At 52.1% G+C, this 21,282-nt stretch carries 17 protein-coding genes and 1 tRNA gene; 6 read left to right on the top strand and 12 right to left on the bottom strand.

Translation table 11 applies throughout. The features are described from left to right. Positions 1 to 138: 138 nt before the first annotated feature. The 7 genes from HPY71_02705 to HPY71_02675 form a co-directional block, all read right to left on the bottom strand. A complete protein-coding gene (locus tag HPY71_02705) occupies positions 139 to 1,668 on the bottom strand; it encodes a hypothetical protein (protein ID NPV52415.1) in 1,530 nt (509 codons plus the stop codon). A 62-nt stretch (positions 1,669 to 1,730) separates the two neighbouring features. Then, positions 1,731 to 2,768 carry a LacI family DNA-binding transcriptional regulator gene (locus HPY71_02700; GenBank protein NPV52414.1) on the bottom strand — a complete coding sequence of 346 codons (1,038 nt, stop codon included), beginning with the start codon at positions 2,766 to 2,768 and terminating at the stop codon, positions 1,731 to 1,733. Positions 2,769 to 3,179: 411 nt separating this feature from the next. Next, the gene (locus tag HPY71_02695; GenBank protein ID NPV52413.1) at positions 3,180 to 3,983 is read right to left on the bottom strand and encodes a carbohydrate ABC transporter permease; all 804 of its coding nucleotides are present in this window, start codon (positions 3,981 to 3,983) and stop codon (positions 3,180 to 3,182) included. Positions 3,984 to 4,137: 154 nt separating this feature from the next. Then, entirely contained in the window at positions 4,138 to 5,046 is a 909-nt protein-coding gene (locus HPY71_02690; GenBank protein NPV52412.1) for a sugar ABC transporter permease, read from the bottom strand. Between the two features lie 426 nt (positions 5,047 to 5,472). Continuing rightward, positions 5,473 to 6,831, bottom strand: coding sequence for a sugar ABC transporter substrate-binding protein (locus tag HPY71_02685; protein ID NPV52411.1), 1,359 nt, complete (start codon positions 6,829 to 6,831; stop codon positions 5,473 to 5,475). A 168-nt stretch (positions 6,832 to 6,999) separates the two neighbouring features. Continuing rightward, positions 7,000 to 8,022: a Gfo/Idh/MocA family oxidoreductase gene (locus HPY71_02680; protein NPV52410.1), complete on the bottom strand. Its 1,023-nt coding sequence runs from the start codon at positions 8,020 to 8,022 to the stop codon at positions 7,000 to 7,002. Positions 8,023 to 8,341: 319 nt separating this feature from the next. Beyond that, a complete protein-coding gene (locus tag HPY71_02675) occupies positions 8,342 to 9,568 on the bottom strand; it encodes an ROK family transcriptional regulator (protein ID NPV52409.1) in 1,227 nt (408 codons plus the stop codon). A gap of 336 nt (positions 9,569 to 9,904) precedes the next feature. Here HPY71_02675 and HPY71_02670 point away from each other — a divergent pair, with 336 nt between their 5' ends. The 4 genes from HPY71_02670 (at position 9,905) to HPY71_02655 (ending at position 14,188) form a co-directional block, all read left to right on the top strand. After that, on the top strand, positions 9,905 to 10,561 hold the full coding sequence (locus tag HPY71_02670; GenBank protein ID NPV52408.1) for a GNAT family N-acetyltransferase: 657 nt from the start codon (positions 9,905 to 9,907) through the stop codon (positions 10,559 to 10,561). Between the two features lie 184 nt (positions 10,562 to 10,745). Continuing rightward, positions 10,746 to 12,557 (top strand): PIG-L family deacetylase, encoded by a 1,812-nt coding sequence (locus HPY71_02665; protein ID NPV52407.1) that lies wholly within the window; start codon positions 10,746 to 10,748, stop codon positions 12,555 to 12,557. Between the two features lie 68 nt (positions 12,558 to 12,625). Then, entirely contained in the window at positions 12,626 to 13,639 is a 1,014-nt protein-coding gene (locus HPY71_02660; GenBank protein NPV52406.1) for an aldose 1-epimerase, read from the top strand. A gap of 473 nt (positions 13,640 to 14,112) precedes the next feature. Continuing rightward, positions 14,113 to 14,188: transfer RNA gene (locus HPY71_02655), tRNA-Arg, on the top strand. 177 nt (positions 14,189 to 14,365) lie between these two features. Here HPY71_02655 and HPY71_02650 read toward each other — a convergent pair. Further along, positions 14,366 to 14,746, bottom strand: a complete 381-nt coding sequence (locus tag HPY71_02650; protein ID NPV52405.1) for a MerR family transcriptional regulator — start codon at positions 14,744 to 14,746, stop codon at positions 14,366 to 14,368. A 294-nt stretch (positions 14,747 to 15,040) separates the two neighbouring features. Between HPY71_02650 and HPY71_02645 the strand changes: the two genes are divergently transcribed. Together HPY71_02645 and HPY71_02640 are read left to right on the top strand one after the other, a co-directional pair. After that, positions 15,041 to 16,255, top strand: coding sequence for an ammonium transporter (locus HPY71_02645; GenBank protein NPV52404.1), 1,215 nt, complete (start codon positions 15,041 to 15,043; stop codon positions 16,253 to 16,255). Between the two features lie 34 nt (positions 16,256 to 16,289). Continuing rightward, positions 16,290 to 16,634, top strand: a complete 345-nt coding sequence (locus HPY71_02640) for a P-II family nitrogen regulator (GenBank protein NPV52403.1) — start codon at positions 16,290 to 16,292, stop codon at positions 16,632 to 16,634. A gap of 191 nt (positions 16,635 to 16,825) precedes the next feature. Here the strand turns inward: HPY71_02640 and HPY71_02635 are convergent, their stop codons facing one another. From HPY71_02635 to HPY71_02620, 4 genes are all read right to left on the bottom strand, one after another. Further along, positions 16,826 to 17,650: a carbohydrate ABC transporter permease gene (locus tag HPY71_02635; GenBank protein NPV52402.1), complete on the bottom strand. Its 825-nt coding sequence runs from the start codon at positions 17,648 to 17,650 to the stop codon at positions 16,826 to 16,828. Positions 17,651 to 17,682: 32 nt separating this feature from the next. Continuing rightward, entirely contained in the window at positions 17,683 to 18,573 is an 891-nt protein-coding gene (locus tag HPY71_02630) for a sugar ABC transporter permease (GenBank protein NPV52401.1), read from the bottom strand. Positions 18,574 to 18,752: 179 nt separating this feature from the next. Further along, entirely contained in the window at positions 18,753 to 20,015 is a 1,263-nt protein-coding gene (locus tag HPY71_02625) for a sugar ABC transporter substrate-binding protein (GenBank protein NPV52400.1), read from the bottom strand. A gap of 224 nt (positions 20,016 to 20,239) precedes the next feature. Beyond that, positions 20,240 to 21,277 carry a LacI family DNA-binding transcriptional regulator gene (locus tag HPY71_02620; protein NPV52399.1) on the bottom strand — a complete coding sequence of 346 codons (1,038 nt, stop codon included), beginning with the start codon at positions 21,275 to 21,277 and terminating at the stop codon, positions 20,240 to 20,242. Between the last annotated feature and the right edge of the window lie 5 nt (positions 21,278 to 21,282).

The following is a 21,282-nucleotide window of genomic DNA, read 5'->3' as shown; positions in this document are numbered from 1 at the left end:
ATATGCTGTAATTATATATTCGATGCTTCACTCTCTATTCCTCCTATACGGAATAGATATTCTAAACATGTTTTCTATTCAATTCTCCGAATAAAACTGTTGGCGCCCTACGCAAGACCCTCTTTATTCAATCAAGGTTCAATCAAGGACCGATAGATCTCGCAGGAACTCCCGCAACGCCGGGTACATCCTCCTATAGAGGTCCATCCTCCTACGGTAGATCTCGCATCTCGCGGCATCAGGCTCATAGACCCGCTCTATCTTTACTAGCTCATCTGCAGCCCCGATCGCAGAATCGAATATGCCGACACCCATGCCAGCCAAAATAGCCGCGCCAAAGGCTCCCGCCTCAACCACCCTCGGCTTCGCAAAGGGCTTCCCCATGATATCAGCCGCTATCTGGAGCCAGGCCTGAGACTTAGCCCCTCCACCGGTTGGCCTGTATTCGTCAATATTGATACCAGCGCCCTCCAATAGCACTACTTCCTCTCTAAGATAATAGGTCACGCCCTCAAGGAGCCCCTTCACAAGCTCGCCGCGGGTCGTCTCCAGGGTGAGCCCAGCAATAACCCCTGACGTCCGGCTCTCCAGCAGCGGCGGGCCGGTGACGGTAAAATGCGGGAGGACCATTATGCGGCTTGGGCTCTCAGGAAGCTCTGCCATAAGCTTATCATAGACATCAACGCCTGCCGCCTCAGCCTGCGCCTTCTCAACCCCGGCTAGCCTATCCCTGAACCATTTCAAGATCGAACCGCCGGTCCCATTGTAAAGAAAGCTTACATAAAGACCGGGCACCACGTGGGCTTCGATCCCCATCTTGTTTCTCATCATCAGCGTGCTATCCGGTAGAATAGAGAATGCTGGCGTAATACAGGCGAAAGTTCCAATTCCATAAACCGCCACTCGGGGTCTTACGACCCCGGCGCCCAGCGCATTACAGCACTGGTCATGTCCCCCGACCACAGCCCTTGTGCCCCTAGGCAACCCCAGTTCGTCTGCTACCGCCTCGCTGATGGGTCCGAGATCGGTGCCAGCAGGAGCGATACGAGGTAGCTTTCCCACAGGGATGGAGGCAGCCTTTGCAAGCTCATCAGACCAACCCTTACCCTTGATGTCATATAGCAGTGTCCTGCCAGCAAGCGAACAATCGGTAACCGGGTCGCACCCCATGAGGAAGTATATCAAATCCTGCCAGAGTAGAAACTTATACGCTCTATCAAAGAGATCTGGCTTGTTATCCCTGATCCACTGTAGCTTGGGCATGGAATACATATGCCCCAGGATATTCCCGTTGATCTCGAAGAAATGCTGGATGCCGACCTTCTCCGCGAACGGCTCCACATACTCCTGGCCCCGGCAATCAAGGCCCAGGATGCAGTTATCGAGTATACTCCTGTCCTCCGAGACGGGAGTCATAGCCTCGCCAAATGAAGAGACAGAGAAAGCCTTGACGGGATCTTTAGGGTATTTATCTCTCAGGTTAAACGCCGCTTCCCTAATTGCCGACTTTACCTTGTTCCAGACATCAACGCTGTCAAGCTCATTCCACCCGGGACGCCTGACTATAATGTCATACTCCCTATAGGTCTGAGCCAATAAATCACCCAATTCGGAAAAGATCGCTACCTTGCACCCTGAGGTGCCGATGTCAATACCCATCAGACTCATCCTGGCCTCACACCTCGTTTTCAGTGCAAAATGCGGGTATAGCCACCCTGGCCGGGCGCACCCTAGCGCTGCACGCACCGGGTCGACTGCCGGATAACTAACTCGGGCTCAAGTGACACATGCATTACCTCACCCTGCCTGCCAGCAATCATGTCTGTGAGTATTTCAACGGACTTTTCTCCGATCTCCCTGATTGGTTGCCGCACCGTCGTGAGCGGTACCTCTGAAATGGATGAGAAGATCACATCATCATATCCAGCTATGGAGATATCAGAAGGGACCTTGAAGCCTTTTTCCAGGACGGCCTTAAGACTCCCCAGCGCCATAACGTCGTTGATTGCTGTTATGGCATCGGGGTGGAGACCGTCATTGAGCTGCTGTTTCGTCCTCTCGTAGCCCCCGTCAAATGAAGGAGACCTACATATTCCTATTAGCCGTTCATCGAGGGATAGTCCTGCCTCTCGTAAGGCTGTGCGAAACCCCCTTCTCCGGAGATCAAAACTAACAGCACCCAGGGCCCCTGATAGGAACATGATTCTCCTATGCCCTGTATCAAGGAGGTATCGCGTCAGCATATAGGAACCCTTCTCGAGGTCGCACATAACCCAGCTAGCGTTCACGCCGGGGTAATAACATGAGGTAAACACGAAAGGTACACCAAGGCGTTGAAGCTCGAAGACGTGCCCTATATCAACGTTCTCTTTATGCACAGGCACCAGCAGTATCCCATCTACCCGCTGGCCTATGAACTGGCGGACAATCCTCTTCTCGAGTTCCATATCGTCATTTGAAACACCGAGTATGAGATTATAACCCCGCTCTCGGACAGCCTGCTCAATAAAATGAGTCATGCTCCCAAAGTATGGGTTGGCGACATCAGTTACTACAAGGCCTATCGTGCCGCTCTTCTGGGTGATAAGCCCTCTGGCCATTGCATTCGGGTAGTAATTAAGCTTGCGAGCGGCCTCGAGCACGCGTTCACGGGTATCCTTACCTACCCGGGATTTATTGTTGAGAGCTAAAGATGCTGTTGAGACAGAGACCTTAGCTAACCTAGCTACATCAGTGAGAGTTACCGGCACCTTCATCCCCCGAATCATTCTAAATAGTAGTCTGATAGCATTTGGCCACGCAGGACCGTTTATTGAACCGCCTCGCTATTTTGCTAAATCACCCAGCTATTTATGCCGATTTGCCAAAAGGTTTTATCATTACAAGATCCACAAGAAGTGCAGATATAATATGGAATATCACTATCTATACCTAATTGGTTGTCTATCGTTTTAGCACATTTACACTTAATATATTAGACATCGCGACAACTATTCCTCCTTAAAAAACAAATATTCTTCCATCCACCCTCACCGGGCGCGAGACGCGCTCGAGAGGGCCAAGGCCAGCCCAACAAAGTTGACTCGAGCGCATCAACCTCTGGTGGTTAACTCAAGGTTCTAATTCTATCGCGCTGGTTGACTCGTCACTACTTAACTTCGGCTCGCTCGAGACGCTGCTCAAGACTTTATCGCGCCAAATGTCAGGCCCCGTATCAGGTATTTCTGTACGAACAGGGCGAACAGCAGGACCGGCAACGTCGTGATCACCCCCACAGAGGCCATTTCGCCCCAGATCACGCCCATTACCGACAAGAAGAATGTTATGGTGGTAGGAACCGTGCGTGCTGCAAAGCTCGTTAAAAAGAGCGCCAACGCAAACTCATTCCACGATTGTATCACTATAAAGATGGCAGTGGCCGCTAAACCCGGCATTACAAGCGGGAAAACCACCTTTACTACCCCTTGAAACAGGGTGCAGCCATCGACCCACGCCGCCTCTTCCAACTCTCGCGGGATTTCCTCGATGAAGCCCCTCATCATCCAGATGGCAAAGGGTATATTGAAACTCATGTAGACTATTATCAACAAAATATGGGTATCCAACAAATGAAGGAACCTTCCCAGCAGGAAGAAAGGAATTACCACAGACATGGCCGGCAACATCCTCAGGCTCAGGACCCAAAACGCCAGGTCTTCCTTTCGTTTAAACCGGAATCGCGCGAACCCGTAGGCGGCGAAAACCGCAAGGAGCATCGACAGCAACGTGGTGAATACAACCACAACTACACTGTTTTTTATATACATAGCCAGGTTCCGCCGCGTGAAGACAGCCAGGTAATTCTCGAAGGTAGGCTTAAATATCCACACACTCGGATCAATGGCGAGGATTCGCGTCTTGAATGATGTCATCACCATCCAAATAAAAGGGAAGAGGCAAAAGATGACTGTAAGGGCAACCAGGAATGCTATTAACATCCGCATCCCGAGCTCGCTGCGCCTCCTGGCGCCGGCGCGGATATTTGGCTGCATCATCCCTGATCGTGCCCCCAATTTCGCTCCCGACTGCCCCCCCGACTGCGCCCTCGGCAGGGGCCCCGACCAGGCCTTCTCGCCACCCTTCTCGCTCGATCTCAAGTCAGATCCCCTCCCCCGCTTTATAATCCCGCCTGAGCGCCTTCAATAAATAGGTGCTCAAAGCAGTTGTAAGTAACAGCAGGACAATCGCTGCTGCCGAGGAACGACCGATCCACCCTGTATGTTGAAATCCAAGCCGGTAGATATGGAGGCTCAATAATTCAGTTGCGTTCCCCGGCCCCCCCTGGGTGAGCCCGTATACTGTATCAAATACCTTAAGGGCATCTATGGAACGCAAGAGAATAGCGATGGTGATCATGGGCCGCATCATCGGCAGAGTGATGTAGCGGAAAACCTGCAAACTGCTCGCTCCGTCCACCATGCTTGCCTCATACGGCTCCTGGGGAAGCGCCTGGAGGCCGGCATAAAGGATAAGCGCCACGAACGGGGTCCACTGCCAGACGTCAACAATAATAACAGATATTAGTGCCATGCTTGAACTCAACCAGTTTACACTTATCCCCAGGAAACCCAGGATATAATTGATTACGCCGTACTCCGTATTATACATGAGTTTCCACATCAAAGCGACTACAGCAGGGGTCACCGTAAGCGGGACCAGAAGGCATGACATCCATAACCTCTTACCTATCATCTTTCTATTGAAAAGGATCGCGATAGCGAAACCCAGGATGAACTCTATGATGGTGCTGATCACCATGTATTTAAGGCTGACAACGACCGAGGGCCAAAACTCCCGGTCCTGCCCTGAGATGAGAAAGTAGAAATTCCTCAGACCGACGAAAGCCCTTTTCTCCCACCCCATGCCCAGATCGTATGAGGTGAAGCTCACATACCAGAGGAAAATTGTAGGCAGGATGACGATTAAAACAAGGGAGAGGATAGCCGGCCCGACAAACAAGTATAGATATCTCCTCGAGCTCCAGTAGTCTGCAGACTTCAAGCCCATCACCTTTCCTATGAGCAACACCACAGTTAACGCCCGGTTTGCCCGGTTCGCCTAGTTTGCCTGATTCGACCTGATTTTGTCTGATTCTGCCTAATTCCGGCTCGTCTATCCCGAAGATAGATGTTATCCCAGCTAAACCCATTTTCATTCTCTGATGGCGCCGCTTATGCGGCATGCCGGTCTGCCCGGCAAGCCTTTTGGCGCCTGTCAGCCGCAACTGGTTAATTCCCGACCCCCGCATATGTTCCGGGAGAGCTGAGAGCCAGTCCCTCCCGGAACATATGCCACATCCCAAAATCCCAAAATCTGATCCGATTCTGGTTCTGGTAGCGCCTCTCCGGATAGCGTTGCATCGGTGGTGCCTCCCTAGTGGCGCCGCACCGCGGCATAGGGGTCTATAGAGGCCTACTTATTACCTTACTTAACTTACTTCTCGGCCATTATACGCTCGCATTCCTTCTGGGCCAGCTTGAGCGCTTCCTCAGCCTCGAGCTGTCCACCCAAAACTTGCGAACCATAGGAGCCAAGGCTCTCAATCACCTTGAGGAATTTGGGGTGCGGAGGCAACCACATTATGCCGTCCGCAACCATGTTGCCAGCGCGCTCCAAGGACTCGAGCTGGATCGGGAGAGTCCAGTCTTTGGCTATCATGGCCTTGTTGGTGAATATAGACTTGCGGACAGGAGTGCCGCCAAGGTTGACAAACTCCTCTGCCTTGAGCTTGCTGGTCATCCACACTATAAATGCCCATGCAGCCTCGCGTCGCTTCTGGCTGATATCCGAGGAGATGCCAACATCCCAGCCAGCAAGGGCGCCATATGCACCGCCCTCCCCTTTTGGAGGCGGGACAAATCCGACCTTATCGGCCACTGCCGATTTAGATGGATCAAGAATCCACGGTGTCAGCGCCGTCGAATCGAACCACATGGCGGTTCGTCCCGATGTAAAGGCAGATACTGCCTCCTCGTGTGTGTATACGCTGATGTCGGGCGGGCCCTGTTTAAGGAGTTCTATATGGTATTTGAAAGCCTTGACCGTCTTCGGGCTGTCGATCAGGACCTTCCACGTCTTCTGGTCCAGTATCTGGCCGCCGTTATTATACATGGTCGTCATGAAACCGGAGGAGAAATGAATCCCCTTTTGGGCCCTCATCGCAATCCCGTAGAGTTTTGGCTCTCTACCGTTGAAGAATTTAGCCAACTCCAGGAACTCCTCCATGGTCTTAGGGGGTTCCTTACCGTATTTCTTGAAGAGATCCTTCCTGTAGCCTACATACCTCGTCTCGCCGGCCACGGGGATGCCGTAGATCACTCCCTTGTACCTGCCAATGCCATCACGGTAGGCTGGCATGATATCGGCATAATCATACCATGATGGCGTAAGTTCCTTATTCTGGAGGAAGGGCTGCAGGTCGATGGCAACCCCTGCAGGGGCATACTCTGATAGGGAGAAGGCATCTATCAGCAGTACATCATAGACCCCGGTCTTGCCTTGGTGCTCGATCAGCAGCTTATTACGCAAATAACCCTCTTCCATCACATCCCATCTAACCTTGATGCCCGTCAGCTTTGTAAACTCGGCGGTCATCTCTTGCATAGCGTCCGTGACGGGATGGGTGGCGAAAGCAGCGGTTATCGTCATTCCACCATATTTGGATTTCACCAGCGAAGCCCACTGGGTGACGCTTTCGCTATATGCGAAGGCCGTCAAGGAAACCAGGCTCACGAGGAGGGCAAGAGTAAGGACCAGGAACACAGGCTTTTTCACAATATCATCTCCCCACATGAAAGTATGGCTCCGGACAAAATGCGCTCTCCAGGTAAACTGAGTCGAACCTCTCCACGACTAAAGTCACGAGTGTTGTGCGGTCGACAGTAATCAACCACCCCCCCTGGCTCTTCCTTCACCATCGCCTTCTATCATCCTCCGCCGAACCAGCTGGAACTGGCCTCGCTAGTAGGCCACTTCAACAGGTTCTCTCTTTTTGGCCGATTCCATGATCGAGAGAATGACAGAGGTGACTTTCGCGCCATCTTCAGCCGTAACGAGAAAATCCCGGCCTGTTGCAACGCGCTCCACAAAATCCCGGATGGATTCGTAGGCAAACCCCATATATTTCCCGTGTATCAGGGGCTTGACCAGGATATCCGGATGATCCGACTTATCCTCGAGGTAGCGCTCAACCGCCTGGTTATGCGTGAGGTCCATATTGATCATGCCCTTGCTCCCCAGGATGTTTAGCTTAGTATCATTGACATTGGGATTGGTATTGGGGACGATCCAGTTATTCTCTATCTGCGCGATGACCCCGCTCTTGAATTCAAGCGTTGTCTGGAAGATGTCCGGGGCATCTATGCCCTTCTTCACGAGAACCTCCGACCGTGACACCGAATAAACCCTTTTGACCTCATCATTCAGCAGGAACCTCAGGGTATCTACTGAGTGGCTCCCCAAAAACCAGAGGATAGATGAGGCCGCCGCCCATGAAAGCATGCTCATTGGGACTGAGATCGTATCATTTAACCGGTAATATGCTGATATTATCTGCCCCAGCTCACCCCGGTCGATACAGTCCTTGGCCACTGCAAAGGGCGGGCTCCAGCGGGCGTGGAAGTCGACCATGACCCTGCCCGAATACCTCGTTATAGCCTCCATTATCCTGTCCACATCTTCCCTGGTCGTCGCGAGCGGCTTCTCAACGAGGACAGCCTTCCCTGCCTTCACACATTCCACAAGGGGGTCACAATGGGCAAAATCAGGTGTAGCGATCCCGACGGCCTTGATCTCAGGATCCTTGAGCATTTCCCTGTAGTCAACATACCAGGGAACCCCATATTGCTGGGCAAGCCCCTTCGCCTTCTCCTCAACCACATCGCAGACTGCCACCAGCCTGGCGTAAGGATGGGTAGCGTAGACATTCGCATGTGCCTGCCCCCATAACCCGGCCCCGATCAATGCAAATCCGATTTTCTCCATGGAATATTTCCTCCACCTTCCCCGAGACGGTCCAGGAAACCTGGCCTAATATTAGCCCCTGAAATGTAATGTAAATGTAATGTAAGGAGTCAATAAAAGCGCAATATACAGGTTAATTAAGCTAGCACGCAACTTACATATTAGCAAAACATTCCCCCTCGACTGGCTATATACTGGCCATATCTAGACTATACTAGACTATATCTGAGGTTATAGATAAGACTGACTATACCTATATAACCCGTGGCCATATGTAACCCGAGCCCGTATAACCTGGATTCCCACCCTTTTACCTACTCTTACCCATCCCTTTTGGGCGTTAGATGCTCTGAACCGACAATCTCCCGCTATTTGCCTCTGAAACGCTGAATGCAGATTGAAGCACAAGCGCCGCTGCGCCGATGATGACAGCGTTCTCGCCAAGTATGGATTTCCGGACCTCCACCTTCCCCCCGGGCCTGGGGAGAATCTCGGACTGGACTCTGTCTATCAGGGTTGCCATGAAGTAATGCGATTCCGTTAAATCACTCCTGATAACAATGGCCTGAGGGCCCAGGAGGTTTACAAGGTTGGCCACAGCAGTCGCCAGGTGAGTCGCTATCTCGCGGAGAAGATTCTTGCTGAATCCCCTTTCCGCGGTATCGCCATTCCTCTCCGAATCCACCAGCCACTTGAATACATCAGAGGGGCTGACCCGGGATATAGCCCCGGATAGTGCCTTTTCCTGGGTTAACCCTCGATATACTGCGGGCTTGGATATCAGACTCTCCACGCATCCATAGCGCCCGCACCTGCATTTGATCTTCTCGCCAGTGATTACAGTATGGCCGAGTTCACCCGCGCTACCCCTGCTCCCGTGGTATAAAGCCCCATCGATGATAATGGCAGCGCCGACAACGGACCCCAGCCATACATAGACCATGTCATCGGAATCAGCGCCCGCCCCGAACCAGTTTTCCCCGAGGGCGGCGGCCCCGGTGGCATTTTCAATGTATATGGGAATGTCGTACCTGGTCCTGAGCTGCGCCGCCAGCGGGACATCCACCCAACCGGGGTTCACGGCCGAGACTATGGAACCGGCCTCATAGTCTATGACGCCGGGAACCGCGAGACCTACCCCCATGACGTTTGATCCGGTCCCGCCCGCGAGGATGTCGATCAGCCCGCAGATCCGGTCCACCAGTCCCTCCTGCTCGAGGCAGAAATCCCGTTTCTCAGCGATAATATTGCTTTCCAGGTCACACAGAACCCCACGCAGCTCGCCATAGTCATCAACCTGGATCCCGATGCTGAGGCGCCCTCTCGAATTGGGGTAGAGCAATATAGGACGCCGCCCGCCAATCGAATCGCCGCTGCCACCCTCCCTGACAATGTCCTTCTGGATCAGGGAGTCAACGATTTCCGAGACTGTCGACTTGCTGAGCCCGGTTTCCTTGCTTATCTCGATACGCGAAATCGGGGAACGTTGCTTGATCAAGTTGAAAATGAGCCGGGTATTGATCTCTTTCAGGAGATCGTGGCTTCCTTTCCTTCTTATCCCGGGCATATCTTTGAAGGCTCCTTAGAAAGTCCCTGAATTACGACAACCGCTTTGTTTCTACTCGCTACTTTGTTCGTATTGACAACAAACTATAATTTTATTATTCGTCGTGGTCTCCGTAATTCCTTCTTAAGGGGAGCCCATGACAATAAAAATTTCGCGCACCACCCTCCGCCCCATCCCCCCGAGCCTCGCCAGGCCTTGCGGGCCCTTTTTCATAAGTTCATGGTTCATACTTCGTATTCAGAACAATTTAGTATATAATGTTGTCGTGACCCTCAGTCATGCATGTGCATCGCCAGACAAACACGGCAAGATACTGCGGCCAGGGGGCCGGGAGAGGTGAACGGGATGACTCTCGAGGTGGATATTCGCCCGGCTGGCTTTGCGGATGCCCGGGTCGGGGCACACCTTGCGCATATCTCAATGGGGCGGTTGGCGGATTTCCTGCTTGGACTGGATCTAAAGGAGCCAACAAGGGCCAGGGAGGTGCTGGAGGGCCTCTTTATGCGAAAAAACAACAGATTCAGCTACCAGTTTGCCTGCGTGGCTGAAATAAGCGATCAGGTCGCCGGCGGCCACGTGGTCGGGCTGTTGCTCTCCTATCCAGGGGAAATCCTGATGCGCCTGGCATTCCCCATGGCGGGGCACCTGCTGTCTATATATGGATTGCCAAGGATGTTTCGCTTCCTGCAGCACGCCCTCCCGCTCGCCGGTATAGAGGAGGCGAAGAGGGATGAATATTTCATCCATATTGTTGCCGTCCTGCCCGAGTTCCAGGGGCGAGGTGTCGGCACACGCCTACTGTCATATGCAGAGGATATGGCCAGAGCGGGAGGGCTCAATAAGTGTTCCCTGAATGTCGAGATAGGGAATACCCGGGCTCGCGGTCTCTATGAGCGCCTCGGCTATCGAGTCGCGAAAACCGTCAGGGTGAGGAGGCTGAGCCAGTGCACCGGCTGCGAAGGTTTTCACAGAATGGTCAAGATACTGGCATGAGGCTGGCATGAGGCTATTGCTAAGGACCCGGCTATGGGTGACGAGCAGGTGGACGAGGTGAACGAGCAAGAAAATGAACCTGGAATGGAACTTGGAAGAAGGCATCTACGTTAAATAAGATTTAGGGGCATCTATCACTGTTATGAGTATGAGGCATTGCTATGGGGAGTTGGAGCCAGCCTCTATGAAATCCTTTCAACGTGCAAGGAAGCCCGCTAAGCCCGTTGAGCTGTATAAGTGCACCATCGGCAGCAGGCGCATGTATAGGGAAAGTGCGCCTGGTGAGACGTCTGCTGAGAGCGCGCAAGGTAGGGGCATACCAAGCAAAGGCGTACTGAGGAAAGGCCCGCCAAGCAAGGGCGCGCCGCGCGCCATCCGGATTACTATAGTAGGAGTGGCGCTTCTCCTGTTACTATACGTGCATATATTCGGAAGTCCGGTCAGCCATGCCCGGGTTATCTCCGAGCCTGCCAGCGCCCAGGCGGTTGCCCAGGGGTCAAGTGGGTCAATCGGTTCCAGCGGTTCCAGCGGACTCAATGGACCGAGCGGACCCGGCAGGTCCAGCGTGCCCAGCGGGTCTGGTGGGTCTGGCGGGCTCAATGGATCCAATGGATTTAGCGGGGGATTCAATGGATTCAGCGGGTTTAACGGGTTTAAGAGCATATCCCCATCCTCCGGAGACCGGATACTCGTGATCGCACCTCACAGCGACGACGAGACCCTGGGCGCCGGCGGGTTCCTCTACGATGCTGTGCGATGCGGTGCTACTGCTTACGTGGTCCTGATGACAAACGGAGATGGGTTTCCCCTTGCGGCTGACAGGGAGTTCCACACCCTCCGGGCTACTTCAATGCGATTCATCGAGCTTGGATACAAGCGGCAGGGGGAATCCCTCGAGGCGCTCAGGACGCTCGGCGTGCCGGAAAAGAATGTCTTTTTCCTCGGCTATCCTGATAAGGGCCTTGCGCTCATGTGGCACGAGCACTGGTCGGCATCCAGTCCCTATTTATCCAGATTTACGAGAACCTTCAAGAGCCCCTACTTCAACAGTTACCGGCCCGATACCTTCTACTCCGGCGAGGACGTGGTCAGGGACCTTAAAGACATCATATTAAAGGTCCGACCCACTATCATCCTGACTGCGTCACCGGTCGATATGCACCCTGACCACTGGGCAACATACAATTTCACCCTTTACACGGTCGAATACCTCGACCAGAAGGGACTGTTGCCGGCTCCGAGGCCGCGGGTACTGTGGTACCTGGTTCACAGGGGGGAATGGCCTTATCCCAAAGGGTTCCGCCCGGGTGCCTGGCTCTTGCCTCCAAAAGGACTCTATCCCGCCGGGTTTAACTGGTTCCTATATCCACTCTCGAGCAGAGCGGTCGTATCGAAAGGCGAGGCAATCCGCATGTACAGGAGCCAGGTGTCCATCATGGCGCGTTACCTCTTGAGTTTCGCGCGCGCCAATGAATTATTTGCCGAGGCCACTGTGGTTCCTGTCCCCAATATCCCCTGGCCGGGCCCCCTTGTCGATGGGAGGCTTGACGACTGGCCTGCCGATATAAGGCCGATGGAGGAGCCTGTCAAGGATAGCATGGTTAGAAAGGTCGAGGGCGGTGGCGATTTCGCAGGTATGCTTGTGGGAAAAGATGGGACAAATCTCTACCTTGCGTTGAATCTAAGGACCCGGGCATCACGCGAGATCCTGTACCGCCTGCACCTTCATTCTGTGGGCATCTACGGCCATGAAGGGCCGGAGGGAGATATAGACTTCACCTTTAGACCTGATAAAAGAGGGGCGGTTTCCATCGTCGCTCCAACCCATAAGGACGCCAGGTTTGAGGAGATCAAGGCTGCAAGCTGGGACAAAACCATCGAAATGGCCATACCGCTCAGGCTCCTGGGCAACCCTCAGAGATTATTCCTTGGGGTGGAGAGCAGGTTCCAGGGCATTATGATCGATCGAACAACATGGTGGGTCCTCAAGCTCTGACAGCGACTTCATAATTGATCTCACATTGATCCCGTATTGATCTCACATTATGGAGGAATGACAAGCCAATGAAAGGTTATCGTTATCTCATTCGCGAGACATTCTTCGGCTCAGAAAAAGCCTATGAACTCGTGGACGGCGCGGCCGGGCTCGAGGCAACGCTCATACCGGGTTTTGGGAGCAACCTCATCTCGCTGAGGAATACGAGGAAGGGGATTGATTTCATCAAGGGCCCTGGGACCATGGCTCAACTCCGCGAGCGGCCGGTCGGATCAGGGTTTCCAGTCCTCATGCCGCCGAGCAGGATTGCAAACGGGACTTTCGAATTCATGGGCCGGCGCTATACCTTCGAAAGAAATGAAGGGGGGAAGAACCACATCCACGGGCTGGTATGTAACCGCCCCTGGAGGATCACCAGGGCCTGCGCTGGCGATGATGGGGTGTTCGTTCAGACCAGAATATCCTCGGATGACCATCCGGAGATCCTGCGGTCCCTGCCGCACTCGTTTGAATTGGAGCTCAGCTTTCAATTGAAGGATGGCGCACTCACTATCGATGTCGCAGCCACTAACAGGGGACCTGATCCTATGCCTTTCGGGCTCGGATTTCACCCCTATTTCAAGGTTCCCCTCGCCGATGATAGCTCCAAAGCCTCCTGTTTTATAAAACTGCCGGCGTCAAAGAGGTGGGAGCTAGTGGACCTCCTCCCGACAGGGAAGATCCTCCCCGTGGAAGGAAAGTATGACCTGCGGGCGGGACGCGGGCTCGAGGGTCTTGTCCTGGATGATGTATTCACCGAAGTTGAAGCTGAGCCAGGCCCCCACCTCCATGGCAATATGGTGAAATGTGAATACAGGGATGAAATGGCCGGTGCCGGCATTATCTTTGAGGCGGGGGTGGAATTCCCACACTGGGTAGTATATACAGGGAGAACGACCGATACTAACTTTATATGTCTCGAGCCCTATACCTGGATCCCCAATGCCCCCAATGTAAACCTGCCCGCAGAGCTTACGGGCGCGCGAGCCTTGATGCCAAGTGAGCCGTTTAAGGGAAGGATGGTATTGACCCCTTATTGCTAACTGCTACCGAAGGGGCGCATAAAGTTTAAGTGAAGAACTGGGGGGCAGGAGAGATATGGTCTTCCTATCCCGCTCCCGAGGTGCCCACCGTTAGCACTATTCGACAGGGACAGTATCACTGGTTGATACTGTCTGGTTGGGATAGTGTTGGTAGTTTAAACTATCCAACCCGAACAGTGTCAATGATTAGCACTATCTTGGTGCGATAGTGTCGGTGGTTTAAACTATTCAGCGGGAATAGTGCTAATGGTTTAAACTCTCCAGCTAGGATAGTGCTATCGGTTTAAACTATCTGGCGGGGATAGTGGCAATGGCTAGAATTATCCGGCTGGTATTAGGTCATAAAGGAGTTATGCGCCCCGGACTAGCCTGCCGAAAAGCCGAAAATGCCGAAAAATGCATCTTGTATTTTCGCGGTGTCCCTGTTATACTTAATAATGCTAAAGACGATATTGATGTTACAATTAGTGTGCGGGCCTGTAGCTCAGTGGATAGAGCAGCGGTTTCCTAAACCGCGTGCCGGAGGTTCGACTCCTCTCAGGCCCACCAGTATTTTCAAGGGGTTTAGGGTTTCGGGAGTAGTTCAAAAAAGCAGTTTGACAGCAAAATGACAGCAAAACATAAAGAGGTCCCGGCACTCGCCCGGGGCCTCTCTCTTTTCCGGCATCACGCTGGAAGATGTTGAATGTCACCAACTTCGCTCAAGCCGAGCTCGGGAAGACGCAATTATCTTACCAGCAGCCTCTCCAGACCGGCCTGGTCATTTACTGGATACACTGACGATAATGGTTTTTTGCTCATGATGCGATTCATATCTCCAACACGATCCGTGTCGTCCTGGCCATCAGGCACTGCCACTGCACCCCTGGTCGTGTTGGCCAGGGCAGCCCTGATGCCTTGCGCATTCAACCCCCGGCCAAATAGAGACTTGATCAATTTCAACAACTCAATCTGCTCTCTCGAGTAAAGACGCTGATTTCCCTTTGTACGATGGGGGGCCACGAGGCCAAGGTTTTCATAGTACCTAACCCTGCGAGCTGAGAGCCCCGTAGCTCGCTCCACATACCCGATTGGATATACAGGGACATCCTTTCCATACTCTCTCACCATGCGCTTGTCCAAACCTCCCGCACCTGGAACAGTCCAAATCTCCATCTTAGTTGTGCCGAAAACGCGACGCGATTCCAACACAATTTTAGATTAAGCCAGTTTAAGACGCGTGTCAAGCCCGTGTCATATCGTCCGCCCGCCGTGCTGGTAATATGCAGGCCATATCTAACAAAAACCTGACAAGATACTTGACGTACCCATGACACATTGTTATGATGTAGTCCAATGAAATTGTAGCAACGACGGTGAGAGCTGCATACTCACGTCAAATGGCGGATGGAGTGAATACCCATGAATACCGGAGATACTGCTTGGGTTCTTATCTCATCGGCACTGGTCATGTTGATGACACCGGCGGTGGGGCTATTCTACGGTGGCATGGTGCGCCGCAAAAACCTCCTTTCCACTATAATGTTTTCCTTAACGATCTTGGCCGTCATCAGCTTACAATGGGTGCTCTTTGGCTACAGCCTGGCTTTTGGGCCCGATCATTTCGGCCTGATCGGCGACCTGAGTTGGCTGGGATTGAGGGGTATTGGTGACACCCCCAACCCTATTTATGCCAGTAACATCCCTCATGTTGCCTTCCTTATCTTTCAGATGATGTTCGCCGTCATCACCCCAGCCCTCATCACCGGAGCATTTGTAGAACGGATAAAGTTTTCCTCATTTCTCCTTTTCACAATCCTTTGGGCCACGATCGTTTACGACCCCATCGCCCACTGGGTCTGGGGCGCGGGTGGATGGCTGCATAGCCTTGGCGTGCTCGATTTTGCCGGCGGAACCGTCGTTCACATCGCTTCCGGTATCTCCGCCCTGGCCGTCGCACTCGTCATCCGGAGGCGCCAGGGATTTGGTGAGATCAGGATGGAGCCAGGCAACATCCCTTTAACGATTCTTGGGGCCGTCTTCCTATGGATGGGTTGGTTTGGCTTCAATGCCGGTAGCGCTCTTGGCGCCAATGCATTAGCGGCACACGCCTTCCTGGTGACCAATACCGCCGCCGCTGCTGCTTCCCTGGCCTGGTTGACCATCAGGTGGGCCCTACACCGTCCAAGCGTACTCGGGGCGGCAATTGGTGGGATAGTCGGCCTAGTGGCCATCACTCCGGCAGCAGGGTATGTGACGCCATTCGCGGCGATCCTAATTGGGGCTATAGCGGCAGTCATTTCCCACACGTTGACCATCCCCCGCCAACGATTGGGGATAGATGAATCACTCGACGTCTGGGCCTGTCATGGGATGGCTGGTACGTGGGGAGCTATTGCCACTGGCCTGTTTGCCAGCAAGGCGATTAACGGGGCTGGTGCCAATGGCCTATTCTATGGGAATTGGTCCCTGGCCGGCGTGCAACTTCTGGCTGTGCTCGTCGTTTGGGCCTACTCCTTTGGGGTGACTTGGGCGCTGGCTAAGGTGATCGACCGTTTCCATGGCCTGGCAGTGAGCGAAGTGGAAGAGTACGTGGGGCTGGATATCGCCCAACACGGGGAAGCGACACATATGTAGGTAGCTTATATGTGAGCCAGGGGGGTATTATACGATGAGATTAAGAAAGATCGAGGCGTATATTCGTGAGGAAAGATTGGACAATGTGCGGTCCGCATTAGAGCAGGCTGGATTTACTGGCATGAGCGTTGTCGAGGCCAAAGGACGGGGCGACCAAAAGGGGCTTGCCCTTCCGGGCCGCAAGGGCGCATTCCGCATCGAATTTTTGCCCAAAATCTTAGTGATACTCGTGGTGAAGGATGAAGACTATCCGAGGGCGATCGAAGCAATCATCCAGGCCAGCAACTCTGGACGCCCAGGGGATGGTAAAATCTTTGTATCAACGGTCGATGAGGTGATCCGCATCCGAACGGGCAAAGTTGGCGCAGAAGCATTGTAACTTGAAACAAAATGGCGGAGAGGGTGAGATTCGAACCCCCGCACGGATGTTAACCACCCAGCGGTTCACCTTACCACTGAACGTCTGGGCTAACTCCTCAAAACGTTTGGCTACCCATTCAAACTGGCGTACTTCCCGCATGCTCAAGCCTCGCTGCCTGGCTACTTCCTCAGGCTCCTTACCTACCTTACCTATGATTTTAGCCCTGTAAGCTTAATCCCCTGGACGAGGTGCCTTTGCAAGGTGAAAAATAGAATTATGCTGGGTATCACAGCGACCGTAGCTGCGGCCATTACAAGGTTCCATGATCGACCATGCTCGCCGATAAATTGAACGATACCTATCTGCACAACCCGCATTTGCGGAGAGTTGGTCACTATCAAGGGCCATAAAAACGAGTCCCAGTTGGCGATGAAGAAAAAAATAGCCAACGCTGACATAACCGGCTTCGCAAGCGGCACGGCGACCTTCGCATATACCCCGACCAGCGAACACCCGTCCATTACTGCAGCCTCCTCGAGCTCTCTGGGTAACCCAAGGAAGAATTGTCTCAACATGAATATTCCAAAAGCGTGCGGGATTGCTGGAATAATCAAGGCATAGTAGGTATCCAACCAGCCGAGGTTTCTTATCAAGATAAATAGAGGAATCATTATTGCATAAAAAGGGATCATAAGGGTGCTCAAGATGCCCGTAAATATATATTCTCGCCCTGGGTACGAGAGCCTTGCTAAAGAATAGCCTGCCATGGAATGGAATAGCAGAGCGACGATCGTAACTGTCGCCGACACGAAAAACGAGTTAAACATATACCTTGCAAAGGGTGCTAGGACAAAGACCTGCCTAATGTTTTCGAATGTAGGGTTAGGTGGTATTATGATGGGGGGATATCTAAAAATCAAGTCAGGGGTCTTTATAGCACTTGATGCCATCCACACAAAAGGAAAGACCATGACCAACGTAAGTATTGTATATACCAAATATAGCGCTACATCACGCAACAGCTTGCGTGGCATAAACACCCCTCCAAGCGTTCCTTTCTCGGAGTTCAATCTATACGCCCCGATCTGAGATACTTTGCCTGTATAAGCGTCAACGCGAAGATTATACCGAAAAGGACGAAGGCCAGCGCTGAAGCGTATCCGAGCTTCATGAACCTGAAACCCGATTCATAAATATACATTAGAATGACATAGGTAGCGTAGGCTGGGCCTCCCCGCGTCATGACATATATCTGGTCAAATACCTGGAAGGAAGATATCACTATAATAACAATAACGAAGAAGCTGGTCGGCTTGAGAAGAGGCCAGGTGACATTCGCAAAGCTCTGCCAAGCGGATGCGCCATCTACCTTTGCCGCGTCATAATACTCCTGTGGGATATCCTGGAGCCCCGCCAAGAAAATGACCATATAATACCCTATCGCCTTCCACGTGCTTACTAAAACCACCGAAGGCATTGCTTCCTTCGCGCTTCCAATCCATCGCCGCGATTCGAGGCCCGCACACCTCAAAAGGTAGTTCAAAAAGCCGTATGACGATTCAAACATGTACCCCCAAACAATGGATACGACCACCATAGACGTTACTACTGGAATGAAATATGTAGTCTTAAAAAAACCCAGTGCGGGTAAACGCCGATTTACTAAGACAGCCAGCGCTAAGGAGGAGATAAAAAGCGATGGGACATAAAGTACAACATAATACAAAGTAGTCCGAAGAGATCCCCAAAACCGTGAATCGACTAGCAGATCTCTATAATTACCCCAACCCACATAATTTGTCGGGCCAAACCCGCTCCATTCATGAAGGCTGAGATAAAAAGCATAAATCATCGGTCCGATGACGAATATCAATAATCCTATTACGTCAGGTGCTAGAAAAAGGTAACCGACAACAGCCCTCTCGTGCCTGCGATACCACTGAAGAATGGAGCTCATCGCACACCCTCTCCTCGCAATAACTTGACCCATTTTGCAATAAGTTGTCCCCGGCGAATAGAATGAACGCCGGACGGGGGCCGGCCGCGGCTGAGCATTGACCCTATCGGAATGGATAGAACCGAGACGAACGGAGCCGCGGCCGGGCCCATATTGGACGCTTCTGTAATGGACGCTGGCTACTTAATGCGCTTCAGATATGCCTCGATGGTCTTGCTGGCTTTCTCAGCGGCCTGAGCTCCAGACTTGCCTTTGAACAGGACTTCCTGGATTGCATCAGTTACGGCCTTCGCAATCTCGGGTGGATATGCAGGCTCAGCTCGAGCTATTTTCAATATCTGATCTCTGAAGACATTGTGAGGGAATTTATCAAAGTAATCCTTTGCCTTTTCCATGACGGACAAGCGTGGCGATAGCTTTGTCCTTGGAGCCTCGATCCATATGAGCGGACGGCCCGGATCCTTACCAAACAGCCAGACTGCAAACTCCGCCGCCTCCTTGGGGTGCTTCGACTGCGAGCTAACCATAGTGGTCCAACCGCCATATACAGTAACAAACTTACCGTTGGTTGGTTTCGGTATGGGCACCACGCCATACTCGAACTTCGGATAATTATTTTTTAGAATACCTGCGTACCAGTAGCCCACAACAAACATGGAGGTCAGGCCATTAGCTAGCGACTCGTCGCCAGGATTGCCACCCGTCGGTGGAGCCACCTTGTATTTGTTAATGAGATCTCCCCAAAAGTCCAGTGCCTTTGCAGTCGCAGGGCTATTAAACGTACACTGGGTCCACTCTTTATCAAGTACATCTCCTCCCGCCATCCACAGGAAAGGATAGAAGACGAAATTCTGATAGTAGTCGCCAGCAGTTGGAATCATAACCCCCCACCTGTTGGATGTCTTCAACTTTTTGGCTGTTGAAATCAATTCATCCCATGTGGTTGGCGGTTCCACGCCTGACTGTTTAAACAGATTCTTGTTATAATATAGAGCAACTGGCTCCATCTCATGCGGCACAGCATAAATTTTCCCCTTTACCGTTACGGCATCGAGCGCGGCTGGCACGAGATCTTGTTTAAGATCCTCGGGGAAATATTGATTTAGAGGAAGCGCTATGCCGTTTTCAACATATTTCATAAACTCCCCCGGGCTTATCCAAAATACATCCGGACCCTGACGCGATGCGAATCCCACAGTGAGTTTCTCATTTACGTACTGATCCCACGGGAACGTCTCGAAGACCACCTTGATATCGGGGTTTTCCTTATTCCACTGATCCACCATTTTCGCCAGATCGCCATCATCATTGGATGCAGCAAACTTCCAAAACTTTAAGGTTAATTTAGGAGACGCCGCACAAATCTGACCAACCAAAAGTAACGCAAGAACCACTGCCGAGAGAAAGATGCTAACAACAGGGAACATTTGCTTCTTAAGCATTGACAGTTCATCTCCCCCAGATTTTGTTATTTTGGACCCTTTGACCTACTGATTATCATTTTAAGCCAATACCTTCTTGATTCATCATTAATCATCATCATTGATTTAGCGATCGACAATTGATGCTGTCTTATCACGATATATATCCGCTGCTCCCTCCTTTCGCATGATAGAACCCTCTCGGAAATCCCAAGGTCCCGCCATTACTAGCGCCCCAGGTGAGGCTAGGTAGTATGATTCAACCACAAAGCTCCTTCACTAGGCACAGAGCATGACTCCCTCACTATAAGCTGAGGTTTTAGGGTTATCGTTTGAGCATCGACACCATTCCTCCTGGTTCCATTTATACGCTGCAATAGCAGTTGAGCTGCCGTGCTCCCCACCATATAGGCTGGGTGGCTCACAACCGTGAGTGGTGGATTCAAAAGAGGCCCCACCTGAAGATCGTCAAAAGCTATAACAGAGACGTCCTGTGGGACGCGTATCCCGTGGGCTTTGAGCTCGAGCAAGGTCCCCACCGTCACAACGTTGTTCGCGGTAAATAATGCAGTGGGAGGAGATGCAAGTCTGCCGAACATGTCGATAACATTCTGCCCGCGCTGCTTTAGATCGCTCACGCATATCAAATCCTTGTCGATATCGATCCCGTGGTTCGTCAGCGCCCTCTTGTAACCTTCAAATCTTTCCATGCTGGTGACCACGGAGAGCGGAGCGATAACGATTCCTATACGTTTATGACCAAGAGATACCAGATAGTTCACCGCCTCGAGAGCCCCTGACACATTATCGACCGCCACAACATCATGCTTGAATCCCGTCAGGTGTCTGTCCACGAGCACTATCGGCGGCGTATGGTCACGATATTTCACCTCGCGTGCAGTAGACGCTGAGCTTGCCAGGATTATACCATCCACGCGTCGCTCTATCATATCTTGCAGGTAATATTCTTCGACTTTTATATCCTCATCAGTATTGCATACCGTCGTGACGTATCCGCTTTGCTTGGCTACATCGGCGACTCCCCGAACTATTTCCGTAAAAACAGAGTTACATATGTCGGGAATGACAATGCCGATTACGTTTGTCCTCTTCTTTATCATGCTCCGAGCGATGGCATTTGGTTGGTATCCGAGTTCCTTCGCAACCTCCAACACTCTCTGCCTCGTCTTCTCGCTAATCCGGCCATAGTTACCTATGGCCATGGCTGCTGCGGATTGTGAAACATTCGCGTGTTTAGCTACATCCTTTATCGTAACCGGCATCTCAA

It is taken from the genome of Bacillota bacterium (genome assembly GCA_013178125.1).
Taxonomy (GTDB): Bacteria; Bacillota; SHA-98; order Ch115; family JABLXJ01; genus JABLXL01.
Note: the sequence above shows the minus strand (reverse complement) of the source record. Positions and strands in the feature narration are given on the sequence as shown.